The following is a 19,425-nucleotide window of genomic DNA, read 5'->3' on the forward strand; positions in this document are numbered from 1 at the left end:
CGGCGTGAGCGCGGCCGTGCCGCTCTCCGCTGATGGCGACGTGCCCGACACTCTTCACTGACGCAGATCCTCATGGCCGAAGCATTCCGTCCACCCAACCTTGCGCTGAGCACGATCGGCCTGTCGCTGGCCACGTTCATGCAGGTGCTGGACACCACCATCGCCAACGTGTCGCTGCCGACCATCGCCGGCAACCTCGGCGTGAGCAGCGACCAGAGTACGTGGGTGATCACCTCGTTCGCGGTGAGCATGGCGATCTCGCTGCCGCTGACGGGCTTTCTCACGCGCCGCTTCGGCGAGGTGAAGCTGTTCGTCTGGAGCACCCTGCTGTTCGCGCTGACCTCGTTCCTGTGCGGCATTTCGCAAAGCATGGGCATGTTGATCATGTTCCGCGCCATCCAGGGTGCGGTCGCCGGTCCGATGTATCCGATCACGCAGAGCATGCTGATCGGCATCTACCCGCCGGAAAAACGCGGCATGGCGCTGGCGCTGCTGGCGATGGTCACGGTTGTTGCGCCGATCGCCGGCCCGATTCTCGGTGGCCTGATCACCGACAACTATTCGTGGCCGTGGATATTCTTCATCAACGTGCCGATCGGCATCTTCGCCAGCATGGTGGTGGCCAACCAGATGAAGGCCCGCATCGAGCAGCTGCAGCGGCCGAAGATCGACTACGTCGGCCTGGTCACCCTGATCATCGGCGTGGGCGCGTTGCAGATCGTGCTGGACAAGGGCAACGACGAAGACTGGTTCAACTCCAACTTCATCATCGTCACCAGCATCATTTCGGCCATTGCACTGATCGTGTTCGTGATCTGGGAGATGACCGACAAGGACCCGATCGTCGATCTGCGACTGTTTCGCCACCGCAATTTTCGCTACGGCACGATGGCGCTGGTATTGGCCTACGCCGCGTTCTTCGCGATCGGCCTGCTGGTGCCGCAGTGGTTGCAGCGCAACCTCGGCTATACCGCGACATGGGCGGGTTACGCCACGGCTCCGTTGGGCATCATCCCGGTGCTGCTGACCGTCGTCGTCGGCAAATACGCTACACGCTTCGACCTGCGCTTGCTGGCCTCCGGCGCGTTTCTGGTGATGGGCTCCACCTGCTTCATGCGCTCGGATTTCTACCTCGACGTCGACTTCTATCACGTCGCCATGGTGCAGCTGGTACAAGGCTTGGGCGTGGCGTTGTTCTTCATGCCGGTGCTGACCATTCTGCTATCGGATCTGAAACAGAGCGAGATCGCTTCCGGTTCGGGACTGGCCACCTTCTTGCGCACGCTGGGCGGCAGCTTCGCCGCCTCGCTCACCACCTTTCTGTGGGATCGTCGCGCCATCGTGCATCACGAGCAGCTGGCCGAAGGCATCACGCCGTACAGCCCCACCGCGCAGACCGCCATCAGCCAGCTCGGACACGGCGACGCGACCACGGGCAGCTCGATGATCAACAACATGATCACCCAGCAGGGCTACCAGATCTCGTTCAACGAGGTATTCCACCTGCTGGGTTGGATCTTCTTCTCGCTGATCGTGGTGATCTGGCTGGCCCGGCCGCCGTTTGCGGCAAAGGCCGGCCCGGCCGCCGGCGGTCACTGATGGACCTGCCATCGACACTTGAAGTTGCGTCACTCGAACAGCACTTACGGTAAGCGAGCATTCACTTTCAAGCGACGCGCCATCGAAAACCATGGCGCGAATTCTTTCCGCAACCACGGACCCGCCAATGCACCCCTTCCAGAAACTTCTGTGCACCACTCTCGCCGTTGCCCTCGTTGGCTTGAGCCTGCCGGCCGCGGCCGCCACGTTCGAGATCGAAGCCGGCCGCAGCTACTCCAACAGCCACGGCACGCCGGCTGTTTTCGTGGAAGGGATATTCGATGCGCAGCCGATCGGCAGCAGCAACTTCACCTGGGCGCCGGACGTCTCGCTGGGCTGGATCGACGGCCGCAATCTTTATAATCACCGCATCGAAGGCGAGAACACCCGCGACAACGCCTTTCTGCTCGGCGCCGGCGCCCGCTTCCAGTACGGCCAGCCCGGCGACTGGTACCGCCATCTGTTTTTCAGCTTCCAGCCGACGTACAACACCGGCCGCACGCCGGGGCTGAGCGGACCGCTGGAATTTGCCAGCACGTTTGGCTGGCAGGGCAAGCATTTCAGCCTGCAGCTGCGGCACATTTCCAACGCAGGCATTCATGAGCCCAACCGCGGAGAGACGATGGCGCTGGTCGGCGTGAGCTTCTGACCGTCTCGTCCGCTTTATTTCGCTGATATCGAAATCCCCGGCCTCGCGTCGGGGATTTTCTTTTTGGGCGCGGCGCCCGAGCCTTCGGTTCCAAACTGAGCGATGATGCGTCGGTTGCGCAGCTCCCTTACGGAACCATCGCCATGTCCTCACCGCGACCCCAACAAGCCTCGAAGGCCAAAGCATCGCTGACCTCGGGGCCGATCGCTTCGACATTGCTGTTCTTCGCGCTGCCGATTCTCGGCAGCACCGTGCTGCAGTCGCTGAACGCGTCGGTCAATGCGATGTGGATCGGCCACTACCTCGGCGAGGCCGCACTCTCGGCGGGCAGCAATTCGTCGCTGATCATCTTTCTGCTGCTCAGCATGGTATTCGGCGTGAGCATGGCCAGCACGATTCTGGTCGGCCAGAGCCTGGGCGCGCGCAATATCGACGAGGCCAAGCGCGTGGTCGGCACCGGCACCGGGTTCTTTGTGGCGCTGTCGGTGCTGGTGTCGGTGGCGGGCTATCTGGGCACGGCATCGATTCTGCGCTTGCTCGGCACGCCGGCCGATGCGCTGCCGTTCGCGATCGCCTATCTGCACGTGATCTTTATCGCGATGCCGGCGATGTACTTCCTCAACTTTCTGATGATGACGCTGCGCGGCGCCGGCGACTCGAAGACGCCGCTGATCTTCATGGGCGTGGCCGTGCTGCTTGATATCGGACTCAATCCCCTGCTGATCTTCGGCATTGGGCCGTTCCCGAAGATGGGCATCGCCGGCTCGGCTACCGCCACGCTGATCGCACAGATCATCGCGCTGGCTGCGCTCATCGCCACGCTGTACCGACGCAAGCATTTTCTGCGGCTGACCGGCACCGAACTGGGCTATCTGAAACCGGACCCGGCGCTGCTGCGCGCGCTGGTGTTCAAAGGCCTGCCGATGGGCCTGCAGATGATCGTGATCTCCAGCTCGGCGATCCTGATGATGCGTCTCGTCAACGCATACGGTTCGCATACCGTGGCCGCCTACGGCGCCGCCAGCCAGCTATGGACGTATGTGCAGATGCCGGCGATGGCGATCGGTGCGGCGGTATCGTCGATGGCCGCGCAGAACGTCGGCGCGCGGCTGTGGGATCGGGTCAGCCGCATCGCGCGCACCGGGCTGATCTACAATTTTCTGCTGGGCGGCACACTAATCGGCATCATTTATCTGTTCAACCGCGCGGCGCTCGGGCTGTTTCTTCCGCACGACGGCGAAGCGATCCGGCTGGCGATGCATCTGAACGTCATCGCGGTATGGTCGTTCCTGTTCTTCGGCGCCACCTTCGTACTGTTCGGTGTGGTGCGCTCCACCGGGGCGGTATGGCCGCCGCTGTTCGTGCTGCTGATTTCGATGTGGTTTATCCGGCCGCCCTTCGCACTGCTGCTGCAGTCGCGGCTCGGGGCGGATTCGATCTGGTGGAGCTTTCCGCTGGGCTCGCTGGTGTCGATGCTGATGGCGATCGGCTATTACCGCTACGGCGGCTGGCGGCGAGCGCACATGCTCCGGCCAACGGCAGCCGAACAGGCGCCCACGACCGGGCAGGGCGTGCCGGCCACGGCAGTCATGCCGGTTACCGACTGACGAAAGTTCTTCCGCTCAGTGGAGAAACGGCCGCTTTGCAGGGCCGCAATATAAAGCTGCCACGCGACTGTCATTCGGCCTGCCTAGAGTGGCCGGATGATTTTTGCACTTCTGTTCGGCCGCCCGGCATCTATTTTTTTCTTCTGTGCGAAAACGGCCGCGGCGAACGATCGGCCGCATGCGCGGAGCCGGAGCCGATGACGCTTTCGCGTCGCCGCTTTTTGCTGGGCGCAGGCACCTTGGTAGGCGCCTGCGCGCTGACCGATGCGCTAAGGCCGGTACGCGCAGCACCCGGCATGTCCATGCCGATGAAATCGGCGGATAGGAAAATGCCGCAGCTGACGGCGCCGAAGGTGCCGCTGCTCAACCCGACCTCACTGAGCAAATTCGTCGATGCGCTGCCGGTGCCACCGATCGCGCGCGCCGCCGGGCAACGTACGCATCCGGCGTATCCCGGCCGTACGCTGCCGCTCTATCGCATGCAGATGCAGGCGTTTCGATCCAGACTGCACCGCGATCTGCCGCCTACGCCGCAGTGGGGCTACAACGGCAGCTCACCCGGCCCAACCATCCAGACCACGCGCGGCGAGCCGCTGCTGATCGAGTGGGCCAACAACCTGCCGACCACGCACTTTCTGCCGATCGATCACACCATCCACGGTGCGGAAAAGGACAAGCCGCTCGTACGCGCGGTCACACACGTGCACGGCGCGCGCGTACCGGCCGGCAGCGACGGCTGGCCGGAAGACTGGTACGTGCCGGGTAAATCCCTGCAATACCACTACCCCGGCGTGCAGGACGCGGCCACGCTGTGGTACCACGATCACGCGATGGGCATCACCCGGCTCAACATCTACGCCGGATTGTTTGGCGCCTTCACTGTGCGCGATGCCGAGGAGCTGGCGCTCAACCTGCCCTCGGGCGATTACGACCTGCCGCTGATGCTGTGCGACCGGCTGATCGCGAAGGATGGGCAGCTGTACTACCCGGTGTCCGACGATCCCTCCGCGCCATGGGTGTCGGAATGCCACGGCAACGCCGTGCTGTGCAATGGCAAGCTGTATCCCTACTTCGAGGTCGAACCGCGACGCTATCGGCTGCGCCTGGTGAACGTGGCCAACACCAGTTTCTTCGATCTGTCGCTCTCGCACGATCATCCCTTCCAGCAGATCGCCAGCGATCAGGGCCTGCTCACCGCACCGCTGGAACGCTCACATATCCAGCTGTACCCGGCCGAGCGTGCCGACGTGGTTATCGACTTCTCCGGACTGGACGGCCAATCGTTGCAGCTGCGCCAACAGTCCGAAGGCATTCTGGAATTTCGCGTGCGCGATCGCGGCGGGCACGATACCTCGGCGCTGCCGGCGGCGCTGCGGCCGGTGCCGCGCATCGATCCGGCCAGCGCCGTGCAGCATCGCCAGCTCGCCCTCGGCGAGCAGGACGACGCCGGTGGCAACGCCATGACGATGCTGCTGGACGGCAAGATGTGGTCCGATCCGATCAGCGAAAAACCTCGGCAGCACACCACCGAAACCTGGAGCTTCGTCAACATCACTGGCGACGCGCATCCGATCCATCTGCATCTGGTGCGTTTTCAGATCATCGATCGCCGACCGTTCGACCTGTTCGCCTGGAACGCACATCGCATCGTCAAATACACCGGCCCTGCGCAGCCACCGCCACCGCATGAAACGGGCTGGAAGGATACCGTGCGCGCCGACGCCGGCATGGTCACCCGCATCGCCATGCGCTTCGACGGCGAGCCCGGCCGCTACGTATGGCACTGCCACTTCCTCGAGCACGAGGACAACGAAATGATGCGGCCCTACGAGCTTTTGCCCGCTTGAAATCGCCTTTTCCTGCGAATCGATGCGAAGTTTCTTGCGCTGTCGCCGCGCCGTCATCCAAGGCTCGCCGGCTGTCGCACAAGCGCCAACGCAACGTCATCTTGCCGGCCCAGACTCCCGCCGACCGTCGCGCCGGCAAGGCCCGCGGTTACGAATCAGGGGGAAACGATTCGATTGCAGCACTGTTGCCACTGCAGGAGACAAAGCCATGCGCTTACCGATTCATCGCAAGCACTACAAACCACTGTTGCTCGGCCTGCTGACCGTCACCATCGCCGGTATCGTCAGCGCCCAGAGCACCACCCCACCAGACAAAGACGCCGCGTTCCGTCAGGGCGTACCCGCGGCCGCCTCCAGACACCAGGCGGGCCTGCCCGGCGGCATCGTCACCCTCCACAATCCCGGCCAAGGCGGCGATCGCAGCGGGTATACCCGCACCCCGATCAAGCACGTGATTCTGCTGATCGGTGAGAACCGCACCTTCGACCATGTCTTCGCCACCTACACGCCGCCCAAGGGCCAGAGCATCAACAACCTGCTGTCCGAAGGCATCGTCAACGCCGACGGCACACCGGGACCCAACGTGGCCAAGGCTCAGCAGTGGCAGGCATCACAGACGGGCAAATATTCCAACACGCCTACGCACACCGCACCGTTCGCCACGCTGCCGCCGATGAACACCGGCGGCGCGCCGACGCAGGCGCCGTTCTCTTCCGCCGCACAGGCACAGTCGGTCGAACCCGCGCTGCCGAGCGACGCCTATCAAGAGCTCGCCGAAGGCGGCACCGGCCTGCCCAACGATGTGGTCGACACACGTTTCCCCACGCAGCTGGCCAACGCGCCGGTCGACATGCACGCGTCGATCAGCTACGACGACTACGCCAACAGCCCGGTGCATCGCTTCTTTCAAATGTGGCAGCAACTCGACTGCAGCATGCAGAGCGCCACCGCGAAAAACCCCAGCGGCTGCCGTGCCGATCTCTTCCCGTGGGTAGAGACGACCATGGGTGCCGGCAACAACGGCGTCGCGCAGCCGGCCAACTTCACCAACGAAAGCACGGGCGAAGGCTCCACCGCCATGCAGTTTCTCAACGTGGCCAAGGGCGATGCGCCCTACTTCGCCGAGCTGGCGAAAACCTACACGCTGAGCGACAACTTCCATCAATCGGTGATGGGCGGCACGGGCGCGAACCACATCATGCTCGGCTACGGCAACCCGATTTTCTACGCCGATGCCAACGGCAGCCCCACCGCACCACCAGGCAACCAGATCGAAAACCCCAACTCGCAGTCCGGCACGAACAACTGGTGGGTACAGGACGGCTACGGCGGCGGCTCCTACGTCAACTGCGCGGACGACACCCAGCCCGGCGTGGCGGCGGTAAAGGGTTATCTCAAATCACTGCCGTACCGCACCTTCCGCGGCACCGACTGCAAACCGGGTGCCTATTACCTGGTCAACAACTACAACCCCGGCTACATGGGCGATGGCACGCCCGCACCGCTGGGCAGCACGCAGTTCACCATTCCGCCGACCAAGCAGGACAACATCGCTCTGCTGCTGAGCAAGCACAACGTCAGCTGGAAGTACTACGGCGAAGGCTGGGGCGACGGCAAGGAAAACGGTGAGGCAGGCACTTTCTGCAACATCTGCGATCCGTTCCTCTACTCCACCCAGATCATGACCAATCCGACCTTGCGCGCCAAGAATCAGGATATCAACGACCTCTACACCGATATCCAGAACGGCACGTTGCCCGCCGTCTCCATCGCCAAACCCGACGGCATTCTGGACGGCCATCCGGCCTCGTCGAAGCTCGAACTGTTCGAGGGCTACGTCAAGAAGATCGTCGACATGGCCAAGGCCAATCCGGCGGTATGGAACGACACCGTCATCATGGTGACCATGGACGAAGGCGGCGGCTACTACGACTCCGGTTACGTGCAGCCGATCGACTTCTTCGGCGACGGCACGCGCATTCCGCTGCTGGTGATCTCGAAATACTCGCAGGGCGGCCGCGTGGTGCACACATACTACGACCACGTTTCGTTCGACAAATTCGTCGAAGCCAACTGGGGACTGGACGCCACCATCTCCCCGCGCAGCCGCGACAACTTGCCAAACCCGATCGCTTTGCGAGGCAACCCGTACGTGCCCGTCAACGCGCCGGCCATCGGCAACCTGATGGACATGTTCGACTTCTCGCGCGGCGGCTGGACTACTGCTGCCGTGCAGGACGGCACGCAAAACTGATGAAGTAACACCGCGCGGTTTCTGCTGAGGGTTCTGCTGAAGCGAACCGCGCAAAGGCCCCGGGCATGCCCGGGGCCTGCTTTGTTTTTGTCAACGGAGAACACTTCATCATGCATCGACCGATTCGACACAGCCGACGCAGACTGCAAAATTCCGATGTCCGTCGCCGCTTTATCGTTCTTCTATTTCTTACTGCCGCGCTCGTCAGCACTGCCACCCTTGCCGACCCAGGCGACTTTCAGGCCATGCCCGGCCTGTGGAAAATCGTCACCCGCATCGTCAGTCACGGCCAGATCGTCGGCCAGCCGAAAACCACCTGGCACTGCGTCGACGAAGGGGCCGACCCCTGGGTCGAGTTCGCCACTATCGACGTACCGAATCAGACCAAGTGCCTGCGCCACGATCAGCGCCGCCGCAGCACGGCGCTGGACTGGTCGTTGAGTTGTCCGGGGAATACGTCGACGACCGGCAAGGGCCGCGTGGATTTCGATTCGCCGGAGCATTATGTGGCGAGTGTCGCGATGGAGGGGGAGGGGGAGGTGGTGCGCGTGGAAGGAAAGCGCTACGCGGCTTGCACCAGTCCGAGCGACTGAGTTTTGTTTGCGGTGATTCTCTCGAATCATCGAATGTAATCACCCCTCCCAGGCTCTATTGGGGGAGAGCCTGGGTAAAGATTCACTTTACTTTTCCCCGTTGATGTCTTTTTTGCAGCAGAGCTTTCGTCCTTCGCCGAAGGGTAAAAGCTCTGCTTGCAAAGCAACGCAACAGGGATGGCTTCAACCCGCGGCTTGCGCGGACTTACCCATCGCCTTGAGGCGGCGCTTCGCCGCGCGGCGCTCCATCCGCGCCGCCTTGCGAATCTTTCGATCGTGATTCCACAGATAGATCGCCGGCGTACTCAGCAACGTCAGCAGCTGCGACACCAGCAAGCCACCGACAATCGCGATACCCAGCGGCTGGCGCATCTCCGAGCCCACGCCGAAACCGATCGCCAAGGGCAACGCCGCGCCCATCGCCACCAGAGTCGTCATGGTGATCGGACGGAAACGCACCAGCGCCGCCTCGCGGATCGCCTCGGGTGCCGGCAGGCCGCGTTCGCGTTCGCCGACCAAGGCGAAGTCGACCATCAGGATCGCATTCTTTTTCACGATACCGATCAGCATGAGAATGGCAATGATCGCCATCAGGCTGAGCTGCGTATGCGTCACCAGCATCGCCAAAAACGCGCCCGCGCCGGCGGCGGGCAGCGTCGAGAGAATCGTCAGCGGATGACCCAGGCTTTCGTACAAGATGCCCAGCACGATGTACATCGCGACGATCGCCGCCAGCAGCAGGATCATGCCGTTGGACTGCGCCTGCTGCAGGCGCTGGTTCTCGCCAGTGAAATCGAGCCGCACTTCTCCCGGCAGATCGGCTGCCGCCGCGATCTGCTGCACCAGCGCCACGCCCTTGTCCTGGGTGATGCCCGGCGCGAGGTTGTAGTGAATTTCCGAGGCCTGCTGCTGGTCTTCATGGGTGATCAGGGTAGGTGCGAGATTGGGTTCGATATGGGCTAGCGCGGACAACGGAACCATCTGGCCCTGCGTATTGCGCACGTAGAGGTCGAGCAGGGTTTCCGGGCTGATCCGCTCGGCGGCGGTTGATGTAAGTACCACCCAATATTGGTTGATGTCCGAGTAAATGATCGACGCCTGCCGTTGCCCGAAAGAGTTGTATAGCGCCGAATCGATCGTGCCCACGCTCACCTGCAGCCGCGCGGCGGCGTCGCGATCGATCCTCAGCAACTGCTGCTTGCCGACGCTGTCGAAGTCGCTGCTGATATCGCGCAGCTCTTTGTGCATGCGCATCAGCCGCTCTACCTTGAGCGACACCGGCTGCAGATCGCCGCCACTGCTGTCGATCAGCTGAAAGGAATACTGGCCGCCGCGATTGTTGCCGCTACCACCGCCGAGAAACTGCACCGGATTCAGGTACACCCCGACGTCCGCCAGTTTCTGGTAGCGCTCGCTCAATCGCGCCAGCACCACCTTGGCGCTTTCGCGGCGCTGCCCCGGGCCGCTGCCCTTGGGCTTGAGGTCGATATACATCGTGCCGTTACTGCCGACCGCGCCGCCAGGCCCGTTGTCGTTGCCGAGGATGGTGGTGGCATCGAATACCGCCGGGTCGGCCTGGGCGATGGCACCGACCTGCTTCACGCGTTCGTTCAACAACTTCGGCGAAATATTGGCGTCGGCCTGGATCTGCGCCTGCAGCAAGCCGGTGTCCTCCTCCGGCATGAAGGCACCGCCAGCCGTTTTCACTACCGCAACGCCCAACGCTGCGGTCAGGAGCAGCAGCAGCAGCGGCTGCCAGCGCATCAGCCGGCGATGGCGCATGGCCCAGTCCAGCGCGCGCTCGTAGCGATGGTGCAGACCACGATCGAAGCGTTCCAGCGCGCGTTCCAAACGTCCGGGTTGGTGCTCGCCGGCGTGTTCGAACTTGAGATAACTGGCGCACAGCGCCGGCGTCAGGGTCAGCGACACCAGGGCCGAGATCACGACAGCCGCAGTCAAGGTGACCGAGAACTCGCGCAGCAGCTTCACCAGCAGGTTGTTGCCGAACAGCAGCGGCGCGAACACGGCGATCAGCGATAGCGTGATCGAGATCACCGTGAAGCCGATCTCGCGGGTGCCGTTCAATGAGGCCTCCAGCGGAGTCTGGCCGTGCTCCATGTGCCGCACGATGTTCTCGATCACCACGATCGCGTCGTCCACCACGAAACCGATGCACAGCACCAGCGCCACCAGCGACAGCGTGTTCAACGTATAGCCGAAGGCCCACATCACTACGAACGCGCCGGCCAGCGAGAGCGGCACGCTGAGCGTGGCGATCAACGTCGGCCGCAGTCGGCGCAGGAAGACCAGCATCACCAGCACCACCATTACGATGCTGATCAACAAGGCCACCTTAACCTCCTGCAGGGCCGACTTGGTGGTCTGGGTGAGATCGAACATGGGCGTAAGCTGCACGTCCGCCGGCAGCCATTGGCGCAGCTGCGGCAGCTTGGCGCGAATCGCGGCGGCGGTGGCCACCGAGTTCGCTTCTGGCCGCTTGCTGATATTGAGGATCACCGTGCGCTGACCGTTGAACCAGGCGCCCTGGTATTGATCCTGCTGGCCGCTGCTGATGGTCGCCACATCCGACATACGCACCGGCACGCCCTTCGTCATCGCGATCAACAGATCGGCGAATTCGCCCGACTCGTGCAAAGCGTCGTTGGCGATCAGCGTGGTCTGGGTATGGCCGTCGCTCAAGGTTCCTTGCGGCGAGCTGACATTGGCGGCGATCAGCGCATTGCTGACATCGTTGGCGGTAAGCCCCTTGGCGGCCAGCGCGTCCGTATCCAGGGCGATGCGCACCGCGTGCGGCGAGCCGCCACCCACCTGCACACGCGCTACGCCAGGAATTTGCGCCATCGCCGGCCTAAGCAGGGTATCCGTGAGGTCGTACAGTTTTTCCGGCGGCAGGCTGGTCGAGGTCAGCGCAACCAGCAGCACCGGAATCTGCGAGGTGTCGAATTTGAAATATTGCGGCGGCGCCGGCAGGTCGCTGGGCATATCGGGCGCTGCGGCATTGATCGCCGCCTGCACGTCGAGGGCGGCCTTGTCCGCGTTGCGGCCGAGATTAAAGCGGATCTGCACGAACGCCGCCCCTTCGTTGCTCTCCGAATGCATTTCATCGATGCCGGGAATCTGGCTCAGGTGGCGTTCCAGCGGCGCCACCACGGTAGACGCCATCGTCTGCGCGCTCGCCCCCGGCTGCTGCACCACTATGTAAACGCCCGGAAACTCGAGCGATGGCAGTGCGGCTACGCCAAGCAGCAAGTAGGCGCAGATGCCTGCGAGTATCAAGCCCAGGGCAAGCAGCGAAGTGCCGGCTGGGCGGCGAATCATGGGGGCAAAGATATTCATGGCGCTTTCTTGGCCGACAACCCTGGCGGCGAGCCGCCACGTGTGAATCCCTTCGCCACGGGCAGAGTGTCAGTGGCCATGGCGCGCGTCTCGATCATACCGGCGTTATGCCTGTCGGACAGCCATGGCGTATGTGCCTTAAGTCCTTACCCTGTCGAAAGGCAGGGGTCGCGCACCCATACAACTTCTCTGCGCAGCCACTCCGTCAACCCTCTTCCGGGGGCGCCATCAGATCTGTGGCGCTGCAACGCACGATCGAGCACCGCGTAAGCTGCGACGACGGGAGTGGTACGCGGTCTCGGCATGGCGATCGAGGCTATTCGCTAGCCGCGCCTCGATGCTGCATCACTTACTCCTGGTGCCACAGAGGAAGCTCTGCTTTTGATCGACATCAACGACAGCAAGCTCTCCCGCTACGCGCTCAGCGAGACGATCGGATTTTCTTCAGACCCCGGCTTGCGCCGGCTTACCCAAGGCTTTGAGCCGCTTCTTCGCGGCGCGTCGTTCCATCCGCGCCGCCTTGCGAATCTTTCGATCGTGATTCCACAGATAAATCGCCGGCGTACTCAACAACGTCAGCAGCTGCGACACCAGCAAACCGCCGACAATCGCGATACCCAGCGGCTGGCGCATCTCCGAGCCCACGCCGAAACCGATCGCCAAGGGCAACGCCGCGCCCATCGCCACCAGGGTCGTCATGGTGATCGGACGAAAACGCACCAGCGCCGCCTCGCGGATCGCCTCGGGTGCCGGCAAGCCACGCTCGCGTTCGGCAACTAGCGCAAAGTCGACCATCAGGATCGCATTCTTTTTCACGATGCCGATCAGCATGAGAATGGCAATGATCGCCATCAGGCTGATCTGCGTCTGCGTGACCAGCAGCGCGAGAAACGCCCCCGCGCCGGCGGCCGGCAGCGTGGAAAGAATCGTCAGCGGATGGCCGAGGCTTTCGTAGAGAATGCCGAGCACGATGTACATCGCCACGATAGCGCCCACGATCAGGATATAGCCGTTGCTTTCGGCCTGTTGCAGGTTCTGGTTGGCGCCGGTGAAATCCACGCGCATACCTTCGGGCAGTTGCACGATCGTGGCCGCCTGATTGATCAGCGCGATGCCCTTGTCCTGGGTCACGTCCTTGGCCAGGTTGTAGTTGATGGTCGACACTTCCATCTGGTTGTGGTGGCGGATGCGCGTCGGCGTGAGGCTGGGCGCAATGCTGGCCATCGCCGATAGCGGAATCATGCTGCCCTGTGTGTTGCGCACGTAGCTGTTGAGCAGGGCCTGCGCGCTGATCGATTCGGCCGCGGCGGAGTTGAGCACTACGCGATACTGGTTGAGGTCGGAATAGATCACCGACACCTGACGCTGGCCGAACGAGTTCTGCAGCACCGAGTCGATGTCGCCCATGCTGACCTGCAGCCGGCTGGCCGCATCGCGATCGACCTCGATCATCTGCTGCTTGCCGACCTGATCGAAGTTGCTGCTGACGTCACGCAGCTGTTTCATGATGCGCAGCTGATGTACCAATTTCAGCGTCCACGGCTGCAGGTCGCCACCGTCGGAACTGACCAGCTGGAATTCGTACTGGCCGGCGTTGTCTCCGCTGCCGCCACCGCCGAGAAACTGCACCGGCGAGACTTCAACGCGCATGTTGGGCAAGGCGTCGAGTTTCTTGCCGAGTCGATCAATCAGCACCTTGATATTTTCATGGCGCTCACCGGCACCGCTGCCGCGCGGCTTGAGATCCACGAACATGCTGCCGCTATTGCCGACGGCACCGTTGCCGCCGCCGTTGGCGCCGAGGATGCTGAGAACGTCGACCACATCGGGTTCGGCCTGGATGATGCTGGCCGCATGCTTGACGCGCTCGGCCAACAAGGTCGGCGAGATATTGGTATCCGCCGTGAGATCGACCTGAAGCTGGCCGGTGTCCTCGTCGGGCATAAAGGTGCCGCCAGCGGTTTTCACTACGGCAACGGCCAGCACCATGGTCAACACCAGCAGCAGCAGCGGCTGCCAGCGCATCAACCGGCGATGGCGCATGGCCCAGTCCAGCGCGCGCTCGTAGCGATGGTGCAGGCTGCGGTCGAAGCGCTCCATCGCCTGCTCGATGCGCGAGGGCTGGCGCACGATGCCATGCGCATCCTGTTTCAGCAGCAGGCCGCACAACGCAGGCGTCAAGGTCAGCGATACGAGCGCGGAGATCACCACCGCGGCGGTCAGCGTGACAGAAAATTCGCGCAGCAGCAGTACCAGAATACTGTTGCCGAACAGCAGCGGCGCAAACACCGCAATCAGCGACAGCGTGATCGAAATCACTGTAAAGCCGATTTCGCTGACACCGACCAGCGATGCCTCCAATGCCTCTTCACCGTGCTCCATATGCCGCACGATGTTCTCGATCACCACGATCGCGTCGTCGACGACGAAGCCGATGCACAGCACCAGTGCCACCAGCGACAACGTGTTGAGCGTATAGCCCAGTACCCACATCACCACGAAGGCGCCGGCCAGCGAGAGCGGCACGCTAAGCGTGGCGATCAGCGTAGGCCGCAGGCGGCGCAGAAAGACCAGCATCACCAGCATCACCAGCACGATACTGATCGCGAGCGCGACCTCCACCTCGTGCAGCGCCGACTTGGTGGTCTGCGTGAGATCGAAGATCGGCGTGATGGTGATATTGGCCGGCAGCGCGGCGCGCAGCTGTGGCAGCTTGGCGCGGATCGCTTCGACCGTGGCGACCGCGTTGGCCTCCGGACGCTTGCTGATCTGCATGGCCACGGTCTTGCTGCCGTTGAACCAGGCGCCCTGGTATTTATCCTGTTCGCCACTGTAGACCTTGGCCACGTCGGACATGCGCACCGGCACGCCGTTGATGTCGGAGATCAGCAGCTTGGCGAAGTCCTCGGGCGTCTGCAGGGCGTCGTTCGCTGTCACCGTCATCTGCGTGTGCCCGTCCGAGAGCACGCCCTGCGGCGAGGACACATTGGCTGCGATCAGCACGTTGCTGATGTCGTTGGCGGTGAGGTTCTTGGCGGCCAGCGCATGCATGTCCAGATCGATGCGCACCGCGTGCGGCGTGCCGCCGAACACCTGCACCTGGGCCACGCCCGGAATCTGCGCCATCGCCGGCTGTAGCAAGGTATCGGTGAGATCGTAGAGTTTGTCGATCGGCAGGCCGTCGGATTTCAGCGTCACCAGCAAAATCGGAATCGATGCCGTGTCCGCCTTGAAGTACTGCGGCGGGCTCGGCAGAACCGGCAGATCCGCCTGTGCGGCGTTGATCGCAGCCTGCACATCGCGCGCGGCTTTATCGGTATCGCGCCCAAAATGAAAGCGCACCAGCACGGTTGCCGAACCTTCCGTGGCATTGCCATACATTTCGTCGATGCCGGGAATCTGACCCAGATGCCGCTCCAGCGGCGCCAGCACCGTACTGGCCATGGTCTGTGCGCTGGCACCGGGCTGTGCGGCCTGCACGAAAACGACCGGCAGCTCGAACGACGGCAGCGCCGCCACGCCGAGCAGAAAATAGGCGCAGATACCGGCCAGCACCAGGCCGATCGCGAGTAGCGAAGTGCCGGCAGGGCGGCGAATCATGGGGGCGAAAATATTCATGGCACTTCCGTGGCCTGCAAGCATAGCGGCGAGCCGACGCCGGCGAACACCTTCGCGGACGTAAAAGGGCGTGCGGCAGCGGCATGCGTATCGATCATGCCGACTTTATGCCTGTCGGCGTGCGCAAACGTATGTGCCTTAAGTCCTCACCCTGTCGAAAGGCAGGGGTGAACGTCCCTGTTCGTGTTGCTTCCGCTCCACTCCCTGGAGTGCCGCTCCGCCAGCGTCCGTGCTGACGGCACATACGCATGACTCAAAGACTTGCCGGGCTATAGCGCAGCGTCAAATACCAGGTGCGGCCTGGCTGGTTGAAGTAGTACGCGGTTTCATAGTTGCGATCGAAAATATTGGCCAGCCGAGCCTCGACCTTCCAGCTCGGCGCAAACGCATAGCTGGCGCGCAGATCGGTGGTGGTGTATCCGCCGAGGCGATGCAGGTTGGCCGCGTCGTCGTAGCGCTTGCCATCGGCGTTGAAGGTGCCACCGAAGGCAAAGTTGCCGTAGCTCTTGTCCAGCTCCACGCGCGCGGTCTGCTTCGGCCGCCGCGGCAGCAGGTTGCCGTTGTTCGGGCCGCTGTCGTCCTCGATCGGCTGCATGGCGGTGAGGTAGGTTTGCAGACGCCAGCCGTCGAGGTTTACGCCCACCTGCCCTTCCAGCCCGCGGATGCGCGCCTGGCTGATGTTCTGCGGCACGTAGTTGGCGTCCAGCGTGATCAGCTGGTTGATGCGCGTCTGGTAGGCATTCAACGCCCAGTTCCAGATGCCCACGGTCTGCGACAGCCCCAGCTCGGCGCTGCGCGAGCTTTCCGGCTTCAGATTCGGGTTGCCGCTGCCGTAGGGATAGTAGAGATCGTTGAAGGTTGGCGCATGGAAGGCGCTGCCGTAGCTGGCGGTGAGCTTTAGGCCATCGGCAAAGTTGTAGCCCCACGCCGCGGCGCCGGTGTTGTGATTGCCGAACTGATCGTTGTGGTCGTGCCGCGCCGACAGCTGCACTTCGTTCTGGCCGAAGGTGCCCTGGTACTGCGCATAGGTGCCCGCGTCGCCGCGAGTGCTGTCGAGATAACCGGTGTCGCTGGTGATGTGCTCCTGCTGATAGTCCGCGCCGACGGTCAGCAGCTGGCCGCTGCCGAGCGCGATGTCGTTCTGCCAGGAAAACTGGTTGCGGCGCGAATCGGCGTAACCGGTCGGCGTGCGCGGGTAGTAATCGCCGAAATACGTGCCCTGGTAGTAGGTCTGCGAATCGTCGCGGCTCTGGCCCGCATCCAGCGTCACCTTCCAGATATCCAGCGGCGAAAAACTCAGACGCGCTCCGGCGACATGCTGCTCGTTGACGGCATCGTTGCCGCCGTACGGACTGCCGGCATATTCGACGTCGCTCTTGCTGCGCAGCCAGTCGAACGCCAGCTCGGTGCCGTTGTCCCAGCGGTAGCCGGCGTTGGCCGAACCATTCCAGTTGCGGTAGGCGTCATCGCGCGGATCGTCGACAAAGCAGCCGGCCCCCGCTTCCGCAGCGCCCAGTCGACATGCCGGGATACCGCTGGTGTACTCGCCGCCCAGGCTGACGTTGTACCAGGCGTGCGGATCGCCGCCGGACAAGCCGACCTGCGAATTGACGAAACCGTTGCTGCCGGTGGTCATGCTCAGCGATGGCGCAATGCCACCGCCAGGGTTACCGTGCTTGGTGAAAATCTGGATCACGCCGCCAATCGCGTCGGCGCCGTAGAGGCTCGAGCGCGGGCCGCGCACGATTTCGATGCGATCGATCTGCTCCACCGGGATCTGTTCGAACGCGGGCAGCCCGGCAGTGATCGAACCGATCCGCACGCCGTCGATCAAGACCAGCGTATGCGTGGAGTTGGTGCCGCGCAGAAACAGCGACGACTGCTGGCCGATGCCACCGGACTGCGCAAACGTCACGCCCGGCAGACCATTCAATAGATCGATCACCGACACCGGTTGCAGCCGCTCAATGTCGGCGTGGGTGATGACGGTCACGGACGACAGCGATTCGTCGATATGGATCGGCGTGCGCGTGGCAGTCACGATCACCGGATCGAGCGAGCTGGTGTTGCTCAGATCGGCAGCACCCTGGTCAGCCGCGTGGGCGGCCATCATGCAGCTCAACAGCGAGGCTGCCAGTAAAGTCTTTTTCAATGTCATTCCCCAGCCGCACACCCGCGTACGGCCCACACGTTCGATGGGCTGGCAGCCGACGACAGAGAAAGACAGAACAACGGGCAGGCGCGGCACGCACAAACTGAGGTCGCCACGGCACGTGGTTCAGCCTCGCCCACCGCGAGCTACCAGAAATCGTCCAGGCCGGTCTCCGGGCTGACGAGCAGCAGACACAACATCATCCGCTCCGAACGGCGCCTTCCCGTGCAAGCACAGTGGCATTCGCCGTTCGTTGACTCGCTTACCGTTGCGGGGGCAGCGCCGGCCTTGCAGTGCTTCCGCACCACGCACCGGCTTCCCGTTTCATCCCTTCAGCGTAAGCCTTCGGGACACCTCGACCTGATCAATGTAACGCCAGACAGCTATGCAGGGCAATCCAGCCAGGGATTTCAGGCCCTTGAGTTGGCCACGCCACCAATCCAGCTTTGCGTGATTTTGTAATCGTCATCCATGACAACGAGGTCGGCTCGATAGCCGGCGGCGATGCGGCCGTGGCTGTCGCTCAGACCGAGAAAATCCGCGGGATAGGTGCTGGCCATGCGCACCGCTTCGTCCATCGGCAGGCCCAACATCTCGACGGTGTTGCGCACGGCGCCGGCCATGTCGAGCGCGGAGCCGGCGAGTGTGCCTTGCGCGGTCTGGCAGATGCCGTCTTTCGCGGTGATGGTTTCGCCGTTGAGTACGAAGTCGGGGTGATCCGCGCCGACCGGTGGCATCGCGTCGGTGACCAGCAGCATCTTGCCGCGCGGCTTGGCGGCGATCGCTGAGCGCAGCGTCGCCGGGTGCACGTGATGGCCGTCGACAATCAGTCCGCACCAGCTTTGCGCATCGTCGAGCGCGGCGCCGACCACGCCGGGCTCGCGGCTGCCCAGCGGCGTCATCGCGTTGAACAGATGCGTGAAGCCGCGAATGCCGTCGGCCAGCGCCGCTTTGGTTGTGTCGTAATCGGCCGCGGTGTGGCCGGCGCAGAGCACCAGCCCCGCCGCGGCCAGCGATTTGATGCTCTCACTCGCCACCTGATCAGGTGCCAGCGTCATGAGGCGCACGCCAGCATGCGGAGCGCACAGCATCGCGAGTTCTTCGCTGCCGGGGGCGTGAAAAAATTTCGGATCGTGCACGCCCTTCCGCGCGGGCGCGAGATAGGGGCCTTCGAGATGGATGCCCAGCACGCCGGGCACGTTGTCGGCCAGCGCCTGCTCCACGGCGGCCATCGCCGCGCGCATGGTTTCCACATTGTCGCTGATCAGCGTCGGCAAAAAACCGGTCGTGCCGAAGCGACGATGCGCGGCGCCGATCTGGCGAATCGTTTCCACGGTCGGCGCCTCGTTGAACAGCACCCCGCCACCGCCGTTGACCTGCGTATCGATAAAGCCGGGCAGCAGCATGGCGCCGTGCAGATCCTGCTGTTCGGCCTGTTGCACGCGTGCATCGGACGACGGCACCACGTCGAGAACATTGCCGTCGTCCAACAGCACGGCCACATCGTCACGCCAACCTTGCGGAGTGAGCACGCGAGCATTCGTGAGGGCGAGTGTCATGGCGAATCCTGATGAGGTGTGTGTCGAAAAGTCGGCTTGCCGATTCGAGGTTTGGAACAACGACAAAGATTGAAAGGTGTCGGCAGGTTGCACTTCGACTACGCCCGCTGCACCAGCCATGTTTTTGCGGACAGTGAGGAGTGCAGCTGCAGGAATGATCAGCGACGGCGCTTTTGCTCGCCCCTCGTCC

The 19,425-nt window shown here is 63.1% G+C and carries 10 protein-coding genes and 1 riboswitch; of the genes, 6 read left to right on the plus strand and 4 right to left on the minus strand.

Going from position 1 to position 19,425, the window contains the following annotated elements; all coding sequences use genetic code 11:
• The first annotated feature begins 72 nt into the window (after positions 1-72).
• The 6 genes from HDE76_RS16705 (at position 73) to HDE76_RS16730 (ending at position 8,549) form a co-directional block, all read left to right on the plus strand.
• Positions 73-1,599: a DHA2 family efflux MFS transporter permease subunit gene (locus tag HDE76_RS16705; protein WP_179478843.1), complete on the plus strand. Its 1,527-nt coding sequence runs from the start codon at positions 73-75 to the stop codon at positions 1,597-1,599.
• A gap of 127 nt (positions 1,600-1,726) precedes the next feature.
• On the plus strand, positions 1,727-2,248 hold the full coding sequence (locus tag HDE76_RS16710; RefSeq protein WP_179478845.1) for an acyloxyacyl hydrolase: 522 nt from the start codon (positions 1,727-1,729) through the stop codon (positions 2,246-2,248).
• Positions 2,249-2,391: 143 nt separating this feature from the next.
• On the plus strand, positions 2,392-3,855 hold the full coding sequence (locus HDE76_RS16715) for an MATE family efflux transporter (RefSeq protein ID WP_184509170.1): 1,464 nt from the start codon (positions 2,392-2,394) through the stop codon (positions 3,853-3,855).
• Positions 3,856-4,052: 197 nt separating this feature from the next.
• The gene (locus HDE76_RS16720) at positions 4,053-5,702 is read left to right on the plus strand and encodes a multicopper oxidase domain-containing protein (protein ID WP_184509172.1); all 1,650 of its coding nucleotides are present in this window, start codon (positions 4,053-4,055) and stop codon (positions 5,700-5,702) included.
• 208 nt (positions 5,703-5,910) lie between these two features.
• The gene (locus tag HDE76_RS16725; RefSeq protein WP_184509174.1) at positions 5,911-7,956 is read left to right on the plus strand and encodes an alkaline phosphatase family protein; all 2,046 of its coding nucleotides are present in this window, start codon (positions 5,911-5,913) and stop codon (positions 7,954-7,956) included.
• Between the two features lie 110 nt (positions 7,957-8,066).
• Entirely contained in the window at positions 8,067-8,549 is a 483-nt protein-coding gene (locus HDE76_RS16730) for a DUF3617 family protein (protein WP_184509176.1), read from the plus strand.
• Positions 8,550-8,732: 183 nt separating this feature from the next.
• On the opposite strand, the gene HDE76_RS16735 is transcribed toward HDE76_RS16730, so the two are convergent.
• The 4 genes from HDE76_RS16735 to nagA form a co-directional block, all read right to left on the minus strand.
• The gene (locus HDE76_RS16735; protein ID WP_184509178.1) at positions 8,733-11,906 is read right to left on the minus strand and encodes an efflux RND transporter permease subunit; all 3,174 of its coding nucleotides are present in this window, start codon (positions 11,904-11,906) and stop codon (positions 8,733-8,735) included.
• A 444-nt stretch (positions 11,907-12,350) separates the two neighbouring features.
• Entirely contained in the window at positions 12,351-15,524 is a 3,174-nt protein-coding gene (locus HDE76_RS16740) for an efflux RND transporter permease subunit (RefSeq protein ID WP_184509180.1), read from the minus strand.
• A 253-nt stretch (positions 15,525-15,777) separates the two neighbouring features.
• Complete coding sequence (locus HDE76_RS16745; protein WP_343205726.1) at positions 15,778-17,682, minus strand: TonB-dependent receptor; 1,905 nt, start codon at positions 17,680-17,682, stop codon at positions 15,778-15,780.
• Between the two features lie 139 nt (positions 17,683-17,821).
• Positions 17,822-18,049, minus strand: a riboswitch (cobalamin riboswitch).
• Positions 18,050-18,086: 37 nt separating this feature from the next.
• Complete coding sequence (gene nagA / locus HDE76_RS16750) at positions 18,087-19,235, minus strand: N-acetylglucosamine-6-phosphate deacetylase (protein ID WP_184509184.1); 1,149 nt, start codon at positions 19,233-19,235, stop codon at positions 18,087-18,089.
• Positions 19,236-19,425 lie beyond the last annotated feature (190 nt).

This window comes from Rhodanobacter sp. ANJX3, assembly GCF_014200755.1.
GTDB lineage: Bacteria > Pseudomonadota > Gammaproteobacteria > Xanthomonadales > Rhodanobacteraceae > Rhodanobacter.